The following is a 23,017-nucleotide window of genomic DNA, read 5'->3' as shown; positions in this document are numbered from 1 at the left end:
GGGCGGGGATGTAGGGTCAGGGTTGTAAATAGTGGAGTTACAGGCCTTTGGCATCCGTTCTGCGTCAGACAGCTGCTGTTGTGGCAGCGATCTCCGGGCTTTTGTCCGGCGCTCTGGCATTGGCAGAGACCGGCCCGCTGTGGCAGCGCGATTGTGGCGCGGCGGGGGGCTGTGTGCTGTCGCAAAGCCTGCTCAGCCCGGGCGGCCAGCCGCTGGCGCTTTTGCGCATCGATTTGCGTGATGAGACGGCGGTGCTGCAGCTTTTGCTGCCCGAAGGGGTGCATCTGGCCTCAGGCGCATTCTACAGCCTCGATGGCGGGCCCGAGCAGCGGCTGGACTATCTGCGTTGCCGCGAAGGTCTGTGCGAGGCCAGCCGGGCGCTCACTGCTGCCGAATGGCGCGGCCTGCGCCGTGGCGAGCAGCTGTCGCTGCTTTACCGTCCCGCCGCCGGAGAGCCGCCGGCAGAGCTGCCGGTCTCTTTATCCGGCATCACCGCAGCTGCCCGGGAAGGCCAGCCATGATCCGACCAATTGCTTTCGCTTTCGCTTTGCTCTTGTCCCTGCCGGCCCGGGCCGAAGAGCCGGCCTTTACCCTGAAGCGCATTGATACCCCGGCTTCGAGCTATCTTACGGCGGAGGATCTGGCCGGGGTGACCGCGGGCTATCTGAACCGGCCGCTGACCTTTGGTGATCTTGAGCAGATGATGGCGCATCTGCAGGCGCTTTACGCCGCAGCGGGCGTGCCCACCGCCGAAGCCGTGCTGCCGGCGCAGGATATTGTTGATGGCGTGCTGCGCGTCGATCTGGTCGAGGCCAGGGTCGAGCAGATCGATATCCGCTCGAACGGCACCACCCGGCCAGAGTTTTTCCGCCGGGCGCTGAGCCTGCGCGAGGGGGAAAAGCCCGATTACGCCCGGCTTGAGCGCGATCTGCGGGTGCTGGCGCTGAGCCATGATCTGGCGCCGGGCCTCGATTTTGCCCCAGGTGCGCAGGGCGGCGGCACCCGGGTGGTTGTCACTGGCAATGAGCCCAAAGCGCTGCGCTATGCCTTCACGCTCGACAATCACGGCCGGGCCGATACCGGCAAGGCGCGGCTGCATGGTACCGCGCAATGGAGCAGCCTGACCGGCTGGCGTGACCGGCTGGGGCTGAATGTGACCCGCAGCGACGGGGCCTGGTCGGCGGCGGTCAGCTATGACCGCCCGGTCGGGCCGAATGGCGGGCGGCTGGTCTTGGGCCTGCATGGATCGAATTCCCAGGTGATCGGCGGCGTGTTCTCGGATGTGCAGATCGTCTCGGATAGTATGGGCTTTTCGCTGGGCTACCGGCTGCCGGTCAGCATGGCGCATGACCGCTCGCTTTACGCCACTTTTGGCATGACCCATGACCGGACCGATTCCACGATCTCGGGGGTGCAATTCGCCGATACCACCCTCAATGAGATCACTGCCGAGCTGAGCTATCGGCGCACCCTGCCCTTGATGGAGCTGGGCGGCAGCGCCCGGCTGCGCGCCGGCCAGGCGCAGAGCGCCGGCAGTTCGCTGACCGATGGCGGCTATGGCGTGCTGCAGCTAACCGGCTTTGCCAATCGCCGCATCAGCCAGGGCTTTGCCCTGACCGCAGCGGTCGATGCCCAGCTGGCCAGCAAGCTGCATCTGCCGGTGGCGCGCCAGTTCGGGGTTGGCGGCACCGAGATCCTGCGCGGCTATCCCTCGGATGTCCGCGCCGCGCCCGAGGCCATCGCGCTCCGGCTGCAGCTGGTGCGCCTTGATCCCTACAGTTTCTTTGACGACCGGCTGGGCATCCAGCCCTATGCCTTTGTCGATGCGGCGATGCTGCGCAGTTCGGCCAGCACGGGCTCGCGCAGCACCGCGGCTGACCGGCTGCTCTCGGCCGGGATCGGCGCCACTTTCACCCTTGATGACCGCTATGCGCTGCATGCGCTGATCGGTGCCCCGCTTCGCGAGACCACCGGATTTACCGAGGGGCGCAAGCCCGTCGCCCTTCTTGGTCTTTCCGCCAGTTTTTAAGCCGCCCCGCCCCTTATACGAGCCTGCAGGAGACTACCTATGTCCTTCACCTTCCCCTCTCTGAGCCGCCTTACCGCCGGCGCTGCCCTTGTTTCGGCCCTGGCCTTTGCGCCGATGGCACAGGCTCAGGATGCCGAAGCCGCACCGCCCGCTGCCCCTTCGGCGGATCTGGCGAATTACACCGCCTTCGGCTCGTGGCTGGTGAATTGCGAAGCGCTGAGCGTGAAGCGTTCGGTCTGCCGTCTGACCCAGGAGCTGACGCTGAAAGACAGCGGCGAGCTGGTGGTGCGGCTGGTGGCGCTGCCGGTCAAGGATGGGGCGCTGCTCTTCGCCCAGGTGCCGCAGGGCGTCTATCTGCCGGGCGGGGCGGTGTACCGCATTGCCGGTAATGAAGAGCTGCCGCAGCGCGAAATGGTCTGGCAGCGCTGCCTCGGCGGGGTCTGCGAGGCGGCCACCGGGCTGGACGAGGCCGAGCTGGAGACGCTGAGCGGCGTGGATTCGGTGCTGTTTGGCTACCGGATGGATGCCGATGGCGAGCCGCTGATCGTTAATGTCGAAATGTCGCGATTCACCGAAGGCGTGGCGGCGCTGCGCGCCCAGCTGCCGGCTGACGAGGCCGAGTAACCTTACCGGCCCCGGTCGCCACAGGCCGGGGCCAGTTGGCCGCAGCCCCTCATTTCGGGGCGTGGCGATCTGATGAATTTGATCTGACTGTCCTTTTTGATCCTGCCGATCCGGAGTTTGCGATGACCATTGCCCAGCACAACCGCCCCGCTCTGGTTCCCGGCCTGCGCGCGGTATTGCATCGCGGCGTCTCGGCGCTGGCCATCGTTTCGGTGATTTCGGCGCAGGTCGCCCCGGCCTGGGCGGAGCCGATCAGCACCATTCAGGGGGCAGATGGCTATCACGGCGGGATCAGCAGCTCGGTCAGTGGCGGGCGCGATATATTCGACATCACCGGCAAGCAGCACGGCTCGAGCGATGTCATGGTCTATGACCAGTTCGATCTGAGCGCGAATGGTGATGTGAATTTCCGCCTCAACCAGAGCTCGGACCGTATCATCAACATCATGAATGGTGCCGCCGGGGTGGCGATTGACGGCAATGTGTCGAGCTTCCGCTACGGTGCCACGGCGATTGGCGGCGATGTCTATTTCGTCACCCCCGGCGGTTTCGTGCTGGGGGCGAATGGCTCGGTCAATGCCGGGCGGCTGGTGGTGACCACGCCGACGCCGGAATTCCGCGATGGCATGGTTGCGAGCCTTGGCCCGGGGCCGCATCTGAAATCCTTTGACAGCCATCTTGAGGATATCGACCAGGGCGAAGAGCCGCTGGGTGAGGGCTCGATCGAGATCCTGGGCTCGATCCAGGCCCGTGCGCTCAGCCTGCGCGCCGGGGCGCGGCTTTTGCTCAATGGCCAGGTCAGCGTTTCGGGCGCGGGCGGCACCGACAGCGGATTGCCGGTTACTGCGGTCAATACCGGCAATCTGGAGCGCGCGGCAGGCGTGGTGATCCGCGATGGCGTGGTCAGCCTGAAATCCAAAGGCTCGATGGAGCTGGGCGGCAGTGTCAGCGCCAGCAATGGCACGGCGGGCGGCGCGGCGATCACCGCCACGGCGAAGTCGATCACGCTGAAGACCGACGGGCCCAATCAGTCCCTGCTGGCCGGGGCCACGGGCGACAGCCGCAGCAGCTATATCATCATGTTCGCCGAAGACAGCCTGCTGGCCGAGAATGCGGTGAAGCTGGAAGTTAAGGGCCAGGGCGGGCTGGTCTGGCTCGGCGCCGATCAGCTGACCCTGGGGCAGGACCGGAGCGGCACGGCAGGCGTGCTGGGCGGCGAGGCCGGTGGCACGGTGATGCTGGAGGGGGAGCAGATCCGGATTCTGGGCGGCTTTGCCACCCGAGGGGCCCAGGTCATCGCCGAGGGCGAGGCGATTGATATTGATGGCAGCCTGACCACCTCGGGCGGCGATGTCATCGTCAAGGGGCGCCGGATCTCGATGAACGGCGGCAGTATCGACACCCGGGCAACCGGCGGTTCGGGGCTGATCGCGCTGATCGCCGAGCACAGCAATATCGACCAGGCCTGGCCGATCTCGGTGCGTGATGCCGAGGCCAAAATCACCCTGACCGGCGCCACGCTGCAGGGCGGTGCGGTGGTGGTCTATGCGGTGGCCCGGGCGGGCACCGGCACCAATCTCGATGACCAGGAGGCGATGCTCGACAGTGCCGAGCATCTGGCGCGGCTGCAGGAGGCCTTCTTCAACGGCTTCGGCAGCCAGACCATCACCATTCCCGCCAATGGCGATATCCCGGCGCAGGAGATCACCACCTCGGAGCTGAGCACGCTGCTGAGCGATCTGATCGATGCCGGGGCTGATGCGGCGCAGAATGCCTCTTTCGCGGCGCTCAAGGCCCTGGCCGCGCAGCTGGTGGTCAATGTGCCGGTCAATTCGGCCAAAGCCAATGTGACGATCACCGACAGCACCCTGGTCTCCGACGGCAGCCGTGGCCCGCTGGAGGGCAACCGCACCGTCGGCAAGACCAACTGGGCGACGGGCGAGCGGCTGGGCGATGCCAGCATCACCGCCGATGGCCTGGTCTCGGATGTCTGGGATCTGCGCGCCCCGGCCATTCTGGGCAGCAAACGGCTGACCCTGCCCGCCGACTGGACCGCGCCGCAGACCGAGGGCACGGCCCCCGGCCAGATCGGCGAGGATGTCTATATCCGCGCCCATGCCGAAACCATGGTCGAGACCAAACCGGGCGGCCTGCTGCCGGTGCCGCTCTCGGCGCTTGGCGCCTATAGCAAGACCCAGGCCTCGGTGCGCATCACCGGCGACAGCGAGATCCGCTCGGCGCGCGATCTGGCGCTGCGCTCGACGGTGCGCGATGCCATGACGGTGGATTTCAAGGCCGCCAAAATCGGCGGTCTGACTTTGGGCCTGAACATCACCTTGCAGGAGGTCGAGAACCAGCTCCTGGTCGATGCCAGGAAGATCAGCGCCGGAAAACGCGCGATCTTTGAGGCGAAAACCGTGCGCAGCCATGACACGGCCGTCTCGGCCAATGCCGGTGACAGCGACTGGCTGGCGGTGGCGCTCAATATCGGGCTGAGCAAAAACCATACAGAAGTGGCGGTGAACGTACGCCCGGGCGCGGGTTCAGACCGGCTGAGCGGCGGATTGCACGCAGCCGAGGGCATCGATCTGACCGCGCAGACGGTCTATCTGTCGAACAGCCGCGACACCGAGGCCACGGTCAGCGAGAATAATCCCACCACCGCCGTGGTGACCAAGAACCCGCATGTCGAGCCGCTGATCTCTGATCTGACCAAAACCATCAAGCGCAAGCTGGGGATGAACCCGGAGTCCAGCCCCAAGACGCTGGGTCTGGGTTTCGCCATTGATGTCAATGCCTTCCAGGACGACACCTATGTTTCGCTGAATGGCGGCTATCACGATCTGCAGGGCGATGGCAGCTACCGTGCCTTTGCCACCCCCGGCAGTGTCACCCTGCCATCGGTCGAGGCGCTGAATCTGCGCGCCTCGCTGGATTATCGCACCACCACCGCCTTGTCGGGGCCGGTGCGCCGCACCGTGTCGCGGATGGGCGATTTCGGCCTGCTGCTCAAGGGCAAGGCCGCGGCGCTTGGCCTGAGCTATGACCAGCTGATCGGCCAGCATACTGACGGCATTTTCGCCGCCGGGGCGCTCAGCTATCTGGGCAGCGATACCGTGGCGGAACTCGGCGGCAATATCCAGGGCGGCAACGTCACGGTCGAGGCGAAGACCGATCTGGGCTCGCTGTCGGATTCGCTGATGGGGCTGTGGGACAGTGTGCAGCAGTGGAAAGACTATGCCGAAAAGCTGGCGACCCTGAAGGGCCTGCCCGCCCAGGCCCTGTCGGATGCCACCAGCGACAGCGATTCCGATGTGCCGGGCCAGGCGGCCGAGGTGCTGGACACCCAGCCGGAAATTCCGGCCCTGACCGACTATCTGCAGTCGCTGCTGACCCCCACCTCGGGGGTGATGGCAGCCGGGACACGGTCGCCGAAGGCCGCGGTGCCCGGCGAGCCGCATGATGATGCGGCGCAGGACCGCGCTATGGGCCTGTCGCTCAATGCCTTCATGACAAATGCCAATACCCAGGCGCGCATTCTTGACGGGGCGGTGATCTCGACCGCGGGCGATGTGGTGGTCAATGCCGTTGAGCAATCGGCGATGATCTTTGGCAATAATTATCTGCCGACCAAGAACCCCTTCAATGACGGCCCGGCCACCGCGCTTGGCGGCACGCTGGGGGCCGAGGTGAACCGCGGCAGCATCGGCGCCACGGTGGGTAAGGCGCAGATCACTGCCCGCGACCTGAAGGTCACGGCGCTGAACGACCGCTTCATGGGCCAGCTGGTCTATGCCGGGCGGGGAGGGCGCGAGAAGGGCATCAGCCTGTCCCTGGGCGCCAATGTCACGCTGAAGACCACCACCGCGCTGGTCTCGGGCAATGCCCGGATCAATCTGGCGCGCGATCTGAAGATCGAGGCCCGCGACGAGACCATCAACTGGGCGGTTGCCGCCGGGCTGTCGGGCGCCTCCTCGGGCGGCAGCGGCAAGCCCGCCACCGCCGTCGGTGGCGCGGTGATCGTCAATTATATGGAACGCGACGTTCACGCCGGCATCGGCTTCCGCCCCGGCGAGACGGCGGATGGCCTGGGCTATGTGACGGCCGGGGGCACGGCCAGCATCGAGGCACTGAACAACGCAATTGATATCGGCATCGCCGCCGCAGGCGCGGTCACCGCCGAGACCGCCGCCCCGCCCGCCGATCCCGATCCGAATGGCGATAATATTCTGATGTCGCTCAACCCGCTGGTCGGGGCAGATGTCATCGCCAAGATGCAGCTGATGGAAGCCTATGACATCTTCAATGATCTCAACACGGCTGAGACATCCGAGATCGGCTCGAAGAAAACCGGCCTGTCGCTGGCGGGCTCGGGCGTGGCCAATATCATCCGCTCTAATCACACCACGGCCGAAGTGGCGGGCGGGGCGCGGCTGGCCAGCAAAGGCAATCTGGCGATTTCGGCCCGCAATGAGGGGCTGACCATCGCCGGCAGTGGCGCGATCTCTGCCGCTTTGCAGACCCAGAATGAGGCCGATGCCCTGGCAGGCGCGCTGAGCGTTACGCTCGGCTTCCGCGATGTCACGGTGAAACTGGGCGGGGCCATCACCTCGACCGAAGGCGATGTCACGGTGAATGCCGAAGACGACAGCCGCACCATCAATGTGGCGGTCGGCGGCGCGGGCACCTCGAAGGGCGATAAGGCCATTGCGGGTTCGGTGGCGATGAACCTGCTGAACGGCGATACCCTGATCGATGTGAACGGCGCTTTCCTGCAGGCCGGGAAATCCATCGATCTGCTGGCCCAGGACCGCTCCTGGCAGCTGGCGGTCGGTGGTGCGGTCGCGGTCAATATGAGCATGGACCAGGGGCTGGGCTTCGGCCTCGGGGTCGGCTCGAACAATTACAACCGCGATGTGCGGGTGCGGCTGCGCAACGGGGCTGCGCTGCGCGCCGAGTCTATCGCGCTGGACGCCAGCTTTGCCGCCAGGCTTTATGGCTTTGGCATTTCGGCAGGCGTGGGCAAGACCGGTGCGGCGGGTTCGGTTTCGGTCAATACCATCATCGCCGATGCCAAGGTTGAGATCGGCGACACGGGCCCCACCCCGGTCAGGCTGAGCGCGCTGCAGAGCATCAGGATCAATGCCGAGGATGAGGCGCAGATCTGGGCCTTGGCCGGGGCGCTGGCCTTCGGGCGGCAAAATGCTGTCGGCGCCGCCGGCGCGGTCAATGTCATCACCGGCAAGACGCTGGTGCAGATCGAGAATGCGGTGCTGGAGGGGCTGGTGCCCGAAGCGACGCCGGAAAATCCCGATCCCTATGCAGCGGCCACGATCGAGCTCTTTGCCAAAGGCAACAGCAAGATCCGCAGCCTGGGCGTCGCCGGGGCGGCGGGGCTGGATGGCACGGCGATTGGCGCGGGCATCACCGTCAATACCATCGTGGCCGATGCCGGTATCCGCATGAGCGGCAGCACGGTGCGCGGCGCCGGTGATTTCAGCGCGGTTTCGACCTCGAAGCGCAATATTCAGAGCATCGCCGGGGCGGCGGCGGCGGGCGGCAAGGGCGCGGCGGGGGCGGCGCTGGCGGTCAACCTGATCCTTGGCAATGACACCACCAGCCAGATCACCAACAGCGATATCACCGCCTCGGCGGTGACGGTGAAGGCCGAGGCCGAAGGCAAGATCCGCTCGGCCTCGGTGGCCATCGGTGCCTCGACCGGCTCGGCAGTGGCGGGCTCGGTTTCGGTCAATGTGATCACCGGCAGCACCCGCGCTGATATTACCGGCGGCACCATCCGCGAGGCGGCAAGCGTCAGCCAGCTGGCCACCGATAATCAGTCGATCAAGGTGCTGGCGGGCAATGCCGCCGTGGGCACCGGCGGGGCGGGCGTCGGCGTGGCGATTGCGGCCAATGTGATCGCCCAAGACACCTATGCCAGGGGCAGCTATGGCTATACCGGTCAGGGCGCGCCGGATCTGAGCGCCTCGGCGACCAATTCGGCGACCATCGCCGCCATCGGCGCCACGGTGGCGGGCGGCAGCGGCAGCGGCGTCGGGGTTTCGGCGGCGGTGGGCGATATCGGTAATCGCACCGAAGCGACGCTCGACACCAATGTCGAGACCGCGGGCAATATCACCGTCAATGCCTCGAACAAGAGCAGGATCGACATCCTTGGCGGTGCGGCCGGCATCGGCGCCGGGGGCGCCGGCGTGGGGGCGGCGGTCTCACTGGCGATGATCCATGACACCACCTATGCCGGGCTGGATGCCAGCCATCTGACCCGCTCGGGCGATCTGAGCGTGAGCGCCTATAAAGAAGGCGCGATCAAGGCGGCGGCCATCGGGGTCGGCGGCGGCAGCGGCGCCGGTGTCGGTGCCTCGCTGGTCTTCTCGATGATCGGGCGCGAAAGCAATGTCGAGGGCCTGTCCGAGGCTCATCGCTTTGACACTGCCGCGGGCGAGGGTCAGGGCAGCAGCACCGACAGTGCCCGGGCGGATGCCAATGCGGCGAAATCCGATATTCTGTCGCAGCTGAGCACCAATGCTGCGGCGGCGGGCGATGGCCGGTTGGATGGCTCGTTGAGCAGCGCCAATAACCGCATCGCCGATGATGTGACCGAGGCCAGGCTGCGGCTGCAGAAGGCGGGCGAATTCGGCACCATCCTGGTGCGCGCCGAGGATAAGGCCAGCATCGCCTCGCTGGCGGGCTCGGCCGCCGCTGGCGGCGCCGCCGGGGTTGGCGCGGGTGTGACGGTCAATCTGATGTTTGGCGCCACCAAAGCCGGGCTGGAGCTGGCCCAGGGCCGCAGCCTGACCGGCAGCGTCTCGGTTCTGGCTTTGCAGACCGGCACCATCAATACCCATGCCTATGCATTTGGCGGCGGTGGCTCGGCCGGGGTGGCCGGGGCGATCAATGTCAATGTGATGCAGCGCGGCCTCCTGGCCGAGCTGAAGGGCAATGGCGCGACGCTCGCGACCAATGCCGGGAATGTCACCGTGGCGGCGACCCAGACCGGCGAGGTCGACAGTATCGGCGGCGTCCTGGCGCTTGGCGGCGCCGCCGGGGTCGCGGCGGCCATCTCGGTCAGCTATATCAATGACAGCGTGGCGACGGCGGTGTCGAATGTGGCCTTCGACACCCGCGAGACCGGCATTGCCGATTTGACCCGCGCGGGCAAAGTGACGCTCAGCGCTACCTCAGATCTCGATGTGACCAGCTCGGCGGCCAGCGCGGGCGTCTCCGCCGGAGCGGGACTGAGCGGCGCGATCGTGGTCAATGTCGGCGCCGGCAAAGTGTCGAACGGCAGCACCAATACCAGCATTTTTGCCCGTGATCTGGACATCATCACCCGGGGCGACCGGTATTTCACCGCCTATTCCGGCGTGCTGAGCGGCGGTTTCGCCGGGATCGGCCTGGCCACCTCGATCAATACCGCAGGGGTCAAGGTCACTTCGCAGCATGACGGGCTGACCGCCCGACTGGGCGGTCATGGCGTGATCGAGAGCAGCGCCACCGCCGGCTTTGGCGGTCTGGCGGTGGGGCTTTCGGCCGGTGCGGTGGCGGTGGTTGGCACCGCGATTGCCAATAATTCGAAATCCGAAGTCATCACCCAGCTGACCGGGGCCGATCTGCTGGCGCGTGGCAATCTGGAGGTGACCTCGGATCTGGCGGCCTATGTCACCATTGATGGTGGCGATGCCGATAAAGCGGGCGCGATCAGCGGCGGCGTGGCGGCAGGCGGGCTGGCGGGCGCAGGCGCTGCGGTGGCGGTCAATGTCTTCAAGGGCAAGGCCGAAACCCGGATCGGCGACCGCTCGCGTCTGGCGGCCCTGGGGGTCGACGGTCGTCTCGGTGTTACGGCGCCGCGCGGCCTGACCATCAGCGCCGACAGCCGGGCCGATGTGAACAGCTATACGGTGATGGCCGCCACCGGGATCGGGGCGGGCACCGGGGCGATCTCGACCGTGGTGCTGCAGGATCTGGCCTCGGTGAAAATCGGTGATCTGGACGAGAACGGCCATTCGACCGGCCGGGTCGCGCTGAATGAACAGGCCGATGCCGAAATGCGTGCCGAACTGGGCTATGATGCCGGCTCAACCGAGGCCGGACATGCCGCGCAGAATACGGTGATCACGGCTGACAGCCATTCCGAGATAAATGCCCATGTCGGCGCGGTTGCGGCCGGTCTGGGGGCGGGCGGCGCGGCCATTTCGGTCGTGGTGGCTGAGAACGAATCGAAGCTGCGTCTGGCGGGCGCGGTGCTTGGTGCGAATAAGGATGTGATCCTGTCTTCGCTGAGCGAAAACCGGATCGGCGGCGCCACGGCGGGCGCGGCGGCAGGCGTGGGGGCCGGGGCCTCGACTGTCAGCACGCGGTTCTTTGCCGCGAAATCCAGCGTCGATCTGTTGGGCACCGATCTGTTGCCGCGCAGCAGCGGCAGCGGTGGCAATCTCAGCGTCAGCGCGAAAACCCTGGCGGTGAACTCTGCCAAGACCGGCGCCTTCAGCGCCGCCGCGGTTGGCGGCAGCGGTGCGGTTTCGGTGACCCAGACCGACAGCGATGCCCGGATCCGGGTTGGCAGCCTGCGGGGCGATGTCGCCAATGAGGCGATGACCGGCCCCGAGACGGTGCTGCTCGACAGCAATCTGCTGAGCGGCGGCGCGATTTCGATGAAGGCCGATAACGAGCTGCGTATCACCGCCGACACGATCGGCGGCGCGGGCGGCCTGCTGGGCGGCGTCACCGTCGTGGCGCAGACCCTGATCGCAGGATCCTCGGCCCGGGTGGAGATCGACGCCGATCAGACCCTGGAGAGCAAGGGCGATCTGGCAATCGGCGCCAGTGACCGGGTGACCAGCACCACCCAGACCGGCGCGATCAGCGCCGCCGGGCTGGCGGCGGTGGGGATTGCGGTCGATCTGCAGCGCTTCCAGACTGCGGCTGAGGTCAGTATCGGGCGCAATGTCGTGCTGCAATCGGGGGGCAATGTGGCGCTGACCGCCACCTCGTCGCGCAATATCACCATGGGCGTGGCGGCGGGTTCGGCAGCCGGGCTGCTGGGGATCACCGCGGCGGTCGGCTCGGTCGATATCGGCGGCACGCTGGCCTCGGAGAATGAGGATGAGCGCAAGGCCAAGGATTCGGCGCTGGCCGAGACCCGTTCTGCGCTGGCGGGCAGTGGTGACAGCAATGCTGATGCCCTGGCCAAAGCGGCCGGGGCGGGTGATGCCCAGGCCGATGGCCTGGCGCGCTCAAGCGGGCTGAACCTGGACGGCGCGCTTGGTGCCGACAGCGCCCGGGTGGTGATCGGCGAGAATGCCCGCATCAGCGGCGCGGGCGATGTGCGGCTGGCCGCCACCAGCCTGACCGATGTGCGGCAGAGCACCGGCGCCCTGGGCGTGGGCGGCTTTGCCGGCGCCGCGAGCGGCACCGGGCTGATCCATGCCGGGGCGGGGGCCCTGGTATCGGTTGGCCAGAACAGCGTGCTGAGCGCAGGCAAGAAGCTGCAGCTTTCGGCCCATGAGGGCCAGGGGGCGCAGGGCGTGCATGCGGTGGCCCATACGCTGGCGGGCGGTGGCCTGGCGGCGCTGGCGGTTGGCGTGGCGCGGGTCGAGACCACCGGCTCGGCCGGGGTTGTGGTCGGTGGCGGCAGCCAGCTGAGCGGCGGCAATGCCGCAGGCAGCGGCGAGGGGCTGGAAATCTCGGCTTTGCGCGATCTGGCGGCCCGGCTGGAGATTCAGAACTATGCCCTGGGCGGCATGGTCGGCATCGGCGCCGCAGTGGCCCATGTCAGCGACACCGGCAAGGTCAGGGTCGAGATCGGCAAAACCGGCCAGCAAACCAGCCTTTTGGGCGGCGCGGTGAAGATCACCAGCCGCAGCGTCACCCGGCAATCGGTCACGGCCGAGGCCGGGGCGGGCGGGGTCTATTACGGTCTGAACGGGGTGGATGCCCGTGCCAGGGCGGCCTCGGTCACCGAGACCACGGCGCTTGGCGTCACCATCACCGGCGGTGAGGTGCAGCTGGTCACCGAGGCCAATCCCGATGTCAGCGCCACGGCCACGGGCAAGGCCCTGGGCGCGGTGGCGGCCGGGGTATCACTGGCCAAAGCCGAGCTTTCGGCCAAAGTTACCGCCGATTTCCAGGGGGTGATCCGCGCCTCGTCGATCCTGATCGACACTGCTTTGCGCGGCAAGGGGGCCTCGGCCAGCGCCAGCTCTTCGGCGGGCGGCATCGGGGCGGGCGGCGGCGCGGATGCCACCGCCACCGGCGGCTATCTGGTCTCGGCCAGTCTGCGCGGTGATTTTGTCGCTTCGGCTGGCGATCTGACCATTCAGACCATGGCCGAAAACCTGCGCTTTGACGCGCGCGGCGACGGTAAGGCCGGTGGCGTGGTCGCCGCCGGGGCGGTCACCGCCTTTGCCGGACAGGCAGCGGGCCAGGAGGGCCGGGTCAGTCTGGAGCTCGACGGGCTGAAAACCGGAGATCTGCTGCTGGCGCGCGATAAGGTGCAGATCACCACGCTGAACGCGCCGGGCTATACCACCCGGGTCTCGGCCGGATCGCAGGGGCTGTTCGCCGGCTCGGCTGCCGAAGCCGAAACCAATGCCCAGCTCGCCACCTCGGCGCTGTTCGGAACCCGGACCGGGGCCTTCACTCTTTCGGCGCGCGATCTGTCGATGCTGACCGCGACCCGGCCGGATCTGCTGACCTATGTCAGCTCGACCACCGCCAATCTGGCCGGTGCCTCGGGGGCGCGGCAGAAGGCCCGCGTCACCATCAGCCAGGACATGCAGATCGGCACCGGCGCCTTCATCGGCGCGCAGCGCAGTGCCGATCTGGCCTCGGCCACCGGCATCACCAGCGGCGCGCTGGATGGCAAGGCGACGATCTATGGCGGCTCGGGCGGTCTGGCGGGCGGCGCGGCCGTGGCCTCGACCCTGCGCAGCAATGTCGATAACCGCTTCACGGTGAATGACGGCGCGATCATGGAGATGGGCGGCGCGGGAGGGCTGGATTCCGTCTTCTCGCTGGCAGCTTATAATGATTACAACATTCTGGAACGTGCAGAGCTGCATGCCGATGGCGGTATCGCCATTCCGAAAGCCGATCTGAAGGTGATTGCCGAGCGCTCAGACGCGATCCTCAGCATCAAAAATGCCGAGCTTTACTCGGGGGCCGGGCTGCGGCTCTCGGCGGGCAATCAGGTGAAGATCCTCGCCTATGCCAATGTCTCGACCACCGGTCTGGCGGGGGCAGCTTCGGGCAATAGCCTGGCCGATTTCACCGGCAACGCGCTGGTCACTATCGGTGCGGGGGCCAGACTGTTTGCCGAACAGGATGTGGCGTTGCTGGCGGGCTATGTGCGGGGCCAGCTGCAGGGCTTCGATCTGCAGGCCGAGACCCGGCTTTACAACAAGACCGCCGCGCCGATCGTGACCAAGCCGGATGCGGATGCCATCGCGAAGGACATCTCGCGCGTGCAGATCGATGCCGGGGCCGACGTCAAGGCGGTGCGCGATATTATCGTGGCGGCCGAGGGCGGCGACCGGCTGGTGCGTGGCTTTGGCCGCGGCACTGACCTTTACCGCCAGGTCCTGGCCGAGATTGCTTCGGCGATCTCGGGGATCTTCGGCGGGGATCCGGTCTCGCTCGATATCAAATCGGGCAGCTCGACCGATAAAGGCAATCATGGGCTCGTGCTGAACGGCAATCTGCGTGCCGGGGCACGCAATATCCAGGTGCTGTATTTTGATGCCGATAATAATGCCCATTACGGTGATTATGCCGATGATGCGCTGGCCCATGCCCAGACCGACTGGGACAAGGGCACCGGCAGCGCCGCCACCAAAGCGCTGAGCGAGCGTCTGGCCGAGGTTAATGGCTGGCTGAATGATCCGGCCTTTGCCTCGAATGAGATCGCCAAAGCCGCCTGGACCATGGAACGCGGGCGCCTGCTGGCGGCGATCGACGAGATCCGTGGCGATGCCAGCCGGGTGCAGATCACCGTGGGCGATATCCGCGCCTCGGCGGGCAATATCCATCTGCGCGGCACCCATGTCTCGGGCAATGGCGATCTGGTGGCCCCGGGCGATGCGCTGATCGAGGTGAAAGCCACCCAGGGCAGCACCGCCACCCTGGCGGTCGGCAATCTGACGATTGAGAATTACGCCGGCGGCACCATCAGCTTTAACGGCACCCGGGTGACCGACAGCGCCATGCTGGCCGGGCTTTCCAACGGCGGCAGCGCACAGAGCCTGACCATGGTCAGCGCTGAAACCGATCCGGCGAAGCCGGTGATCCGCGTCGAGGCCGGCACGGCCAACGGGCGGTTGCTGCATCAGGGTGATGTGTTCAACCTCGGCGGCCAGGTCTGGTCTTCGGGCAAGGATATCTCGATCTACCGCGAGATGCGGGCCAGCGAGATCCATGTGGCAGGCGCGCGCTCGGTCTCGATGGAATACCGCCCGGGCGTGCGCTCGACCAGCGGTGCCAACCCGGAAGACAGCTACGGCGCCTATTTCACCCGGGTCGAGAATTCAATCCGCAGCGCGGTGCGTTCGGGCAGCGTCGGCAGCACGAAGACCTACCGCACCGGCAGCCTGGTGATCCCGGCTTTCCGTCCGGCCGAGGCCAGCCAGACCGGCGGGATCTATGCCAATTCCAGCATCTTCATCTCGGCCGATATGGTGAATGTTAACAGCACCATCCGGGCCGGGGTGGGCGCCTATGATATCAGCTTGGGCGCCGGGCTGGATCAGGTGCTGCAGGGTCTCGGCGGTGCGTCGAATATTCTGCTCTATGATCCGCTGACCGGGAAGGGCCTCGATTCGGCCCTGGCCTATATCCGCAGCAATGCTGCGATTTCCTGGGATCCGGTGGCGAAGCGCATCGTGGTTGCCGATATCGAGGCGCTTGGCGGCGATGTCACGATCGTTGGTGACATTTTCTCGACCGGCAATGGCAAGATCGAGGTGCTGGACGGCTTCAGCGCGGTGACGGTGAACAGCGGCTCGCGCTATGCAATGGAACTGGGCCGGATCATGATCGGCGGCGAGCTGGATGCCAATGGCGTGGCCAAAGGCGCCACCGGCAAGATCTCGCTCTGGGATTATGACTATTCGCTGCCGGTCGGCCAGCAGCTGCGGCTGACGGAATATACCCGCAATGCCGGGGATGCCCGTCAGTACAGCTATGCCACCAAGGCGGATCGCGACTATATCTTCACCAATGTGACCGAAACCACCACCGTGGTGACCAAACGCCGCGAGGAGCTGATCCTGGTCGGCGGCGTGGTCGACCGCGAGAATACTGTGACCAAGGTCACCAATGAGACCGTGCCTTCGGTCACCGTGGTGGCCCAGGCCCCCTATCTCAGCGGCAGCCTTGGCGGGGCGGATTACGCCTATGCAGTGGAAGGCAAATTGCTGGACCGCAGCGAGACCAATAAGAGCGCCGAGAAGAAGACGCATGACTCGGTCAAATGGTATAAGCTCGGCTCGGGCTATCGCCACTACACCTGGACCGAAACCCATACCACGGTTGAGCAGTTCAACCACCGGGTGAAGGCGGATTACGCCATCGACATCGTGTTCAGCGGCTCGGATGCCATTGCCGGGGCGCAGACCATCAATATCAACACCGCCGGTTCGGTGATCTTCGGCGGCATCGTCAACAATTATGGCGGCACCTCGCAGGTGACCTCCAGCCAGGGCTCGATCACCGCAGGCAACAGCAATGTGGTGCTTTCGGGCCAGGGCATGAGCTTCAGCGCCGCTCAGGGCAGCATCGGCACCGCAGGCCAGGCGCTGAGCCTCGCGCTGGCCGAGGGCCAGGCGGTGACCGCCTCGGCGGCGGATTCGATCCATCTGGCTTCGGCCCGTGGCGATCTCAGGGTTGGCAATATCACCACCTCGCGCTCGGATGCGCAGGTCGCTTCGGTGGGGGCGATCACGCTTTCCGCCCGGGGCGATCTGGTGCAGCAGGCCGGGACGGTGATCCGTGGCGGCGATATCACGCTGAAATCGGCCACCGGCCAGATCGGCCGGACGGAAAGCCTGCGCATCGATCTGCAGGGCGCAGGACGGCTTTCGGCCACGGCCTCGGGCCATATTGATGTGACCGAGACCGCGGGCGATATGCGGGTGGCAGCGGTCAGCTCGCAGGCCGGCAATGTCACGCTGCGGGCGCCTGATGGCGCGATCCTCGACGGGCTGAATGATGCGAAAAGCGATTTCCGCACCAATGAGGAGCTGGTGGAGATCTGGCGCAACGAGCTGGGGCTGACCGAAGACGGCGCCCGGACCGAGGCGATGATCGCCGCCTATGAGGCCGAGCGCGAGCGGATGTACCGCGACTACTGGATCGCGCGCGAGGCTGCCGGAGCACTGCCCGCCGATTTCACCCCGGATGCCGAAACCCTGGCCGCCTGGGAGGCGCAGCGCCAGGTCCTGCTGGACCGCGGTCTGAGCACCGATGATTTCGAGGCGGAAATCGCCGACTGGACCGCAAGCCGCCAGGCCTTCTGGCGCAGCTTCGATACCGAGACCGGCTATGCTGCCGGGTACCGCTATCAGGCTGATAGCACCGAGCGCGACCGGATTGCCGGGGCGGCGCTGTTCGACCAGGCGCAGATGCTGCGTTCGATCTCGGCCGATGTGGTGCGCCGCACCACCTCCAGCCAGGATGATAATGAGGGCAGCAATGTCACGGCCTTTGGCAGCATCACCCTGATCGCCCGCGATGGCGTCGGCCAGGATCTGGACGATGTCGTGCTGGATCTGACCGGGCCCTTGAGCAACGAGGAGCTGCTGCTGCTGAGCCGTACCCTGGCGCATAACGTCAGCCAGGATGCCCAGACCGGGCTGATCCGCCTGCGCCGCTTTGATGATCTGAACATCACCATGCTGGGCGGGCTCAATCCGGTCACCGGGCTGAATGATGGCGTGCTGAACGTCAGTTCGCAGACTGCGGGCCGCAATATCCTGATCGGCACCGATAAGGGGCTGCGTCTGGGCTCGGTCAGCGGGCAGGGCGGCGTCACTCTGCGCGCCAAAGAAGCCATCACCGGCACCCTTGCCAGTGGCACCGACATCCGCAGCGCGGGCAATCTGGTGCTGGAAAGCGCCGAAGGCAGCCTGGGCACGGCGGAGCGCCGCCTGAGCGTGGCGGTGGGCGCGGGCGGCGTTGCCAACCTGCGCGCCGAAGGCGATATCCGGCTCGATGCCACCGGCGGACTGAGCCTTGCCGAGGTCTATTCGCGGGCCACTGTCGATCTGCGGGCCAGCGGCGCGATCACCGATGCTTTCAGCAGCGCGACGCCCCGGGTCATCGCCCGCAATATCCTGCTTTCGGGCAGCTCGATCGGCACCCTGACCCAGGCCCTGGGGATGGAGCTGGAACGCGGCACGGACGGCAGCCTTGGCACGCTGAACCTGGCGGCGCTGAGCGGCGATCTGCGGGTGGCGCTTTATGAAGAGGCCCGGATCGCGGCTGTAGAGGCCAGCGGCGATATCTCGATCACCGCTGATAATGATCTGGCGCTGGCTGGCCGGGTGGTGACGCCCGGTGCGCTGGAGGTGAATGTCGCCGGCGATCTCAGCGTCGAGGGCCCGCAGGCCAGCGGCCATCTGAGCGCTGCCGATCTGACGCTGACGGCGGCCGGGGTTGGCACGCTGGCCGCGCCGCTGCAGATCAGCCAGACCGGCAGCACCGGCCTGATCCGCCTGACGACGACACTTGGCGCGCTGAATGCCGGGTTGACGACCGACGCGCGGCTGGCGGCGATGGATCTGGCGAGCGGCGGCACACTGACCGCCTTTGGCGATCTGGCGCTGGTCGGGGCGGATGTGATCCGCTTCGGCGCCGAGGATCTGCATCTCGATCTGCGCGCGGCGCTGGATCTGGCGGCAGCGACCGGCACCGATGTCACCGGCTCGCGGCTGCGTCTGACGGCGGCGGGCGATGTCGGCGCGGGCGCCGACCGTCTGGAGACCGCGATCAGCATCCTGACCGGCACGGTCGGGGGCGAGCTGCATGTGACGGATGCGGGTGATCTGCTGACCGAGGCGCTCGGCGCAGGTCGGGTGCTGGATCTGCTGGTGCTGAACGATCTGACGCTGGGCGGCAGCCTGCGGGCCTCGCAGGTGGTGATGACGGCGAAGCGCAATCTCCTGATCGGGGCCGCACCGGTCACGGCGGGCGAGCTGCAGCTCTTTGCCCTTGGCGGCAATATCGGCGGGCTGGCGGGCGGCAGCGGCCAGATCACCGGCGCAACCCTCGGCAGCCTGACCGCCTATGCCTCGGGCAGGGTGGATCTGAGCAGCGACAGCGGGCTGAACATCCGCTATGCCATCGCCGGTACCGAACTGCGGCTGTCCACGACGCAGGGCGATCTGACGGCGGGGGCGCTGCAGGGCCGCGATCTGGTGCATCTGACCGCCGCGGGCGATGTCAGCGTCACCGCGATCGGGGTCGGTTCTGTGACCGGCGCCGATCAGGCGGGCTTTGGCCTGTCGGCGCAGCCGGCCTATGGCCGCCATGATCTGGAGGCGGCGCGGCTGATCGATGTGACCGCAGAGGGCTCTGTCCGTCTGGGGCTGGCGCGGGGCGGGGAGGTGCAGATAACCTCTGACTCTGTCGACGCCATCCTGACCACGCTGCAGCCGGATGGGCATATCGATGCGACGGTGCGTGACAATGGCGATAATGTGGGCCCGGTGGTCCGCATTGAAACCGTGGTCAGCCAGCCGGTCGGCGATCCGACTGCGGGCAGCATCGACGATCTGCGCGCGGGCCTCGACTATAATCTGCGCGATCAGAGCTCGATCACCTTCAACGGGCCGGTCAGCCAGGATGCGGTGCTGATCCATCGCGGCAACCGGGTCGAGTTCGGTGATCAGGATGTTCAGCTTGATCAGGGCATCTGGCGCGGCGAAGAGAGCCTGCGGATCAGCCGGAACTTCTCGGGGATCGATGGCAGGTTCCAGCTCGAGCTGTGGGTGCCCGCGGATGTGCGGCTGAGCTTCGTGCTCGGAGAGGGCCCCGATGTCAGCGCCGCTCCGGTGCTGGCGCTGGAAACCCGCCGCGCAGGCTTCATGCTCAATGGCACCGAAGTGCTGGTCGAAGAGACCGCGCGCGGTCTGGTCGAGCGTCTCGGCCTCGCCGGGGTGTATAATCTGCGCAGCCTGTCAGAGCTTGGCAATGAGGGCACGCGGACCGGCGATCAGCAGCCGCTGCTGCAGTTCCGCCTTGCTCCGCACTGGCCGGACTTCCGTCGCGGCCTCGACCGGGTGCCGCTGATCCTTGGCGCGCTGGTGACGGCGACAAAGCAGGGCTGAGCCGCCCTGTTGCTGCAAACCTGAAAATGGCGGGCTCTGTCCCGCCATTTTTACTTCGCCCATTGGTTGATCTGTGCAAAGCTGTCGGAGCAGGGCGCTGATCCTGCCGGGCACTGGCCGACCGGCCCCTTCCTGTCCTCTGCGCCGCAAAGAGGGGGATGCCCGAAGGAAGACCCGCACCGCAGGTCCTGCGGCTGCCAAGTAAGAGACTAAATTGCATACGTTCCGGACTATTCCACGCCGTCGCTTTCTGCTTCTTGCCAGTGCTGCCTGTACTCCCTTCCCGGCGTCTTTTGCCCGGGCCGCTTCAGAGCCGCTGCTGATCCGTGTCACGCACCCCGGGGGCAGCACCGGTTTCACCGAGCAGCAATTCGCCAGCCTGCCGCAAACTGCGCTGACCACCCATACCGCCTGGACCGCCGGCCCCCGTCGCTTTGACGGAGTAAGGCTGAGCGCGCTGCTGGAAGCGGCGGGCCTGGCGCAGGAGGATCTGAGCGGGCGCAGACTGCGCCTGCTGGCGCTGAACGATTATGAGGTGAGCATCCCGGCCGAGGATTGCCTGATTTTCAATCCCTTGCTGGCCCGTTCGATGGATGGCACGCCGATGGAGCGCAGCGGTAAAGGCCCGCTCTGGCTGGTCTATCCGCGCGACGATTTCCCAGAGCTGATCGATCAGCGTTACGACCATCGCTGGGCCTGGCAGCTGGCAGCAATCACCCTCGAGTGATCTGATATGCGGCACATTGCGGGGATCTATCTGCTGGCTCTGGCCAGCGTGGCCAGTTTTCTGGTTTTGATGGTGCTGTCCTTTGGGGAGCTGCGTACCATGGTGCGGCAACTCTCTGATAATACCGGCGAAAACATGGTCTGGATGGTGTCGCAGCTCACCCGTGAGGCGATGCGTGTCTCGCTGGCGACCGAGCGCGATCTGCGCGGTGACGCGGCGCCGGAGGAGCTGGCCTTCCGGCTCGACATGCTGCAGAGCCGGATCAGGGTGATCTCTGAGCCGCCGATATATGACTTTTTCACCCGCAATGGTCTGGCTCAGGACTTTGACGCCATCCGCGTCACCGCGGAGCGTCTGAGTACCGCCCTGCTGGCCGGTCCGCAGGGGCAGCCTGTGGCCGGCCGGGCGGGGCTGGCCCGCGAGATGGAGGAGCTGGCCAATGCCAGCTCGGCGCTGGCCAATGCCAGCATGCTGCGCGAACGCGACCGGCTGGGGCTGCAATATGATACGATGCGCGAGGCCAGCGGGCGGCTGCTTGCCGCCTCGCTGGCGGTGATGGCTGTGGGGCTGGGCCTCGGCTCATGGCTGCTGCGATCGCTGGTGCGGCAGCGCCGGGTGTCCGAGCAGCTGCGCGACCACCAGGAGGGGCTGGAGCGTATCGTGGCCGAGCGCACCAGCGCCCTGCATGAGGCCCTGGCGACCGAGCGCCATGCCAAGGAAATTTATCGCAGTTTCATCACCACGGTCTCGCATCAGTTCCGCACGCCGCTGGCGGTGATCAATATGGTCGGGCAGCGGCTGACCCGTCGGGCGCATCAGTTCACCCCGGCGCAGGTGCAGCAAAAGGCCGAGAATGTCACCACCGCCACCGCCCGCCTGCTCGAGCTGCTGACCAGCGTCAATCGCGCCGCGCTGATCGACCGGCTGGAAATCGGTGAGAACCGCGAGAGCATCGATCTGGTGGCGCTCTGCGCGCGGGTGATCGGTGAGATGCGCCGCCTCGGCTATGCCCGCGCCATCACGCTTGAGGCCCCGGCCAATCTGCCCGGCTGCAGTGGCGATCCGGTGCTGCTGGCGCAGGTGATCGAGAACCTGCTCAGCAATGCGATCAAATATTCCGATCCGCAGACCCCGATCACCCTGCGGCTGACCATCGAGGGCGACAGGCTCTGTGGCGCGGTCGAGGATCAGGGCATCGGCATTCCCGCCGAGGATCAGCCGCGGATTTTCGAGCGGTTCCACCGTGGCTCTAACGTCGCCAATCTGTTCGGAACCGGGGTCGGGCTGAGCCTGTCGCGCACCGTTCTGGCGCTGCATGGCGGCGAGCTGAGCTTCAGCTCGGTGCTGGGCGAGGGTTCGGTTTTCACATTTCGTCTGCCATTGGAGCCTGCCCATGCCGCGCCCTGATCTGTTGCGTATCCTGTGCATCGAGGATGAAACCGATTTCCGCACCGAGCTGGTCGAAGAGCTGGTGGCGCTTGGCTATCAGGCCAGCGGCGTGGCCAGTGGCGAAGCGGGGCTGGCGCTGCTGGACGGGATGGGGCCGGAGAGCATGGCCTGCGTGATCTGCGATGTGATGCTGCCGGGCCTGTCGGGGCTGGAGATGGTCGGGCGGCTACGGGCCCATCCGGCGCTGGTCAAGGGCGCACCGATCCTGTTGCTGACTGCGCTGGTCGGGCGCGACGATATGCTCAGCGGGCTGCGGGTCGGGGCCGATGATTATCTGCTCAAGCCGGTGGATCTGTCGCTGTTGCAGCTGACGCTGGAGAACCGGCTGCAGCGGCTGCAGGATATGCGCCCCGCCCCTCAGCCGCTGCCCGGGGGGGGCGGGATCCGCCCGGATCTGCTGGCGCAGCTGTCGCGGCGCGAGACCGAGGTGCTGACCCTGCTTGGCCAGGGGCGGCGCTCGGGCGAGATTGCGACGGCATTGTCGATCTCGGAACATACCGTGCGGCAATATACCAAGGATCTTTATCGCAAGCTGCGCGTCACCAGCCGGGTCGAGGCGGCACGGATCGCCATCGGGCTGATGCTGGTCTGAGCGCGGCCGCCGCCGCTGGCCGAGACCCTGACATGACCTGCCCCGGCTTTTCGTGAAGGCCTGCCTGCCGTCCTCCGGCCTGTTGCGGGCGGATGTATCGCCTTTTCCGCAGGGCGGGTCCGGGCCTGCCTGAGGCAGATATGCGACAGAACTGCGATCATGGGGCAGGACGTGGGGGCCGTTTGGGGGGATGACCAAAAAAAGCCAAAGTCCTGAGATTGCAAGCTGAGCGCAAGGTTCGTCGGGCAGAGACC

7 protein-coding genes are annotated in these 23,017 nt (G+C 66.5%); all 7 read left to right on the top strand.

Annotation, left to right across the window (positions count from 1 at the left end):
- The first annotated feature begins 80 nt into the window (after window positions 1–80).
- Window positions 81–521, top strand: coding sequence for an invasion associated locus B family protein (locus H0485_RS11960; RefSeq protein ID WP_226935834.1), 441 nt, complete (start codon window positions 81–83; stop codon window positions 519–521).
- Window positions 518–2,029, top strand: coding sequence for a ShlB/FhaC/HecB family hemolysin secretion/activation protein (locus H0485_RS11955; protein ID WP_226935831.1), 1,512 nt, complete (start codon window positions 518–520; stop codon window positions 2,027–2,029). Before H0485_RS11960 ends, H0485_RS11955 begins: the two co-directional genes overlap by 4 nt.
- Before the next feature lie 39 nt (window positions 2,030–2,068).
- A complete protein-coding gene (locus H0485_RS11950) occupies window positions 2,069–2,653 on the top strand; it encodes an invasion associated locus B family protein (RefSeq protein WP_226935829.1) in 585 nt (194 codons plus the stop codon).
- Window positions 2,654–2,775: 122 nt separating this feature from the next.
- The gene (locus tag H0485_RS11945) at window positions 2,776–19,995 is read left to right on the top strand and encodes a leukotoxin LktA family filamentous adhesin (RefSeq protein WP_226935827.1); all 17,220 of its coding nucleotides are present in this window, start codon (window positions 2,776–2,778) and stop codon (window positions 19,993–19,995) included.
- A gap of 214 nt (window positions 19,996–20,209) precedes the next feature.
- Window positions 20,210–20,722 (top strand): putative pterin-binding protein, encoded by a 513-nt coding sequence (locus tag H0485_RS11940; protein WP_226935825.1) that lies wholly within the window; start codon window positions 20,210–20,212, stop codon window positions 20,720–20,722.
- 6 nt (window positions 20,723–20,728) lie between these two features.
- Entirely contained in the window at window positions 20,729–22,129 is a 1,401-nt protein-coding gene (locus H0485_RS11935; protein ID WP_226935823.1) for a sensor histidine kinase, read from the top strand.
- Window positions 22,116–22,763: a response regulator transcription factor gene (locus H0485_RS11930; protein ID WP_226935822.1), complete on the top strand. Its 648-nt coding sequence runs from the start codon at window positions 22,116–22,118 to the stop codon at window positions 22,761–22,763. Before H0485_RS11935 ends, H0485_RS11930 begins: the two co-directional genes overlap by 14 nt.
- Window positions 22,764–23,017 lie beyond the last annotated feature (254 nt).

It is taken from the genome of Pseudogemmobacter faecipullorum, assembly GCF_020539525.1.
GTDB classification, from domain to species: Bacteria; Pseudomonadota; Alphaproteobacteria; order Rhodobacterales; family Rhodobacteraceae; genus Pseudogemmobacter; species Pseudogemmobacter faecipullorum.
Note: the sequence above shows the minus strand (reverse complement) of the source record. Positions and strands in the feature narration are given on the sequence as shown.

What these genes read in the sequence shown, in the direction of transcription:
- H0485_RS11935 (WP_226935823.1), top strand. Translation starts at nt 20,729, where the DNA reads ATGCGGCACATTGCGGGGATCTATCTGCTGGCTCTGGCCAGCGTGGCC.
- H0485_RS11950 (WP_226935829.1), top strand. Translation starts at nt 2,069, where the DNA reads ATGTCCTTCACCTTCCCCTCTCTGAGCCGCCTTACCGCCGGCGCTGCC.
- H0485_RS11955 (WP_226935831.1), top strand. Translation starts at nt 518, where the DNA reads ATGATCCGACCAATTGCTTTCGCTTTCGCTTTGCTCTTGTCCCTGCCG.
- H0485_RS11930 (WP_226935822.1), top strand. Translation starts at nt 22,116, where the DNA reads ATGCCGCGCCCTGATCTGTTGCGTATCCTGTGCATCGAGGATGAAACC.
- H0485_RS11945 (WP_226935827.1), top strand. Translation starts at nt 2,776, where the DNA reads ATGACCATTGCCCAGCACAACCGCCCCGCTCTGGTTCCCGGCCTGCGC.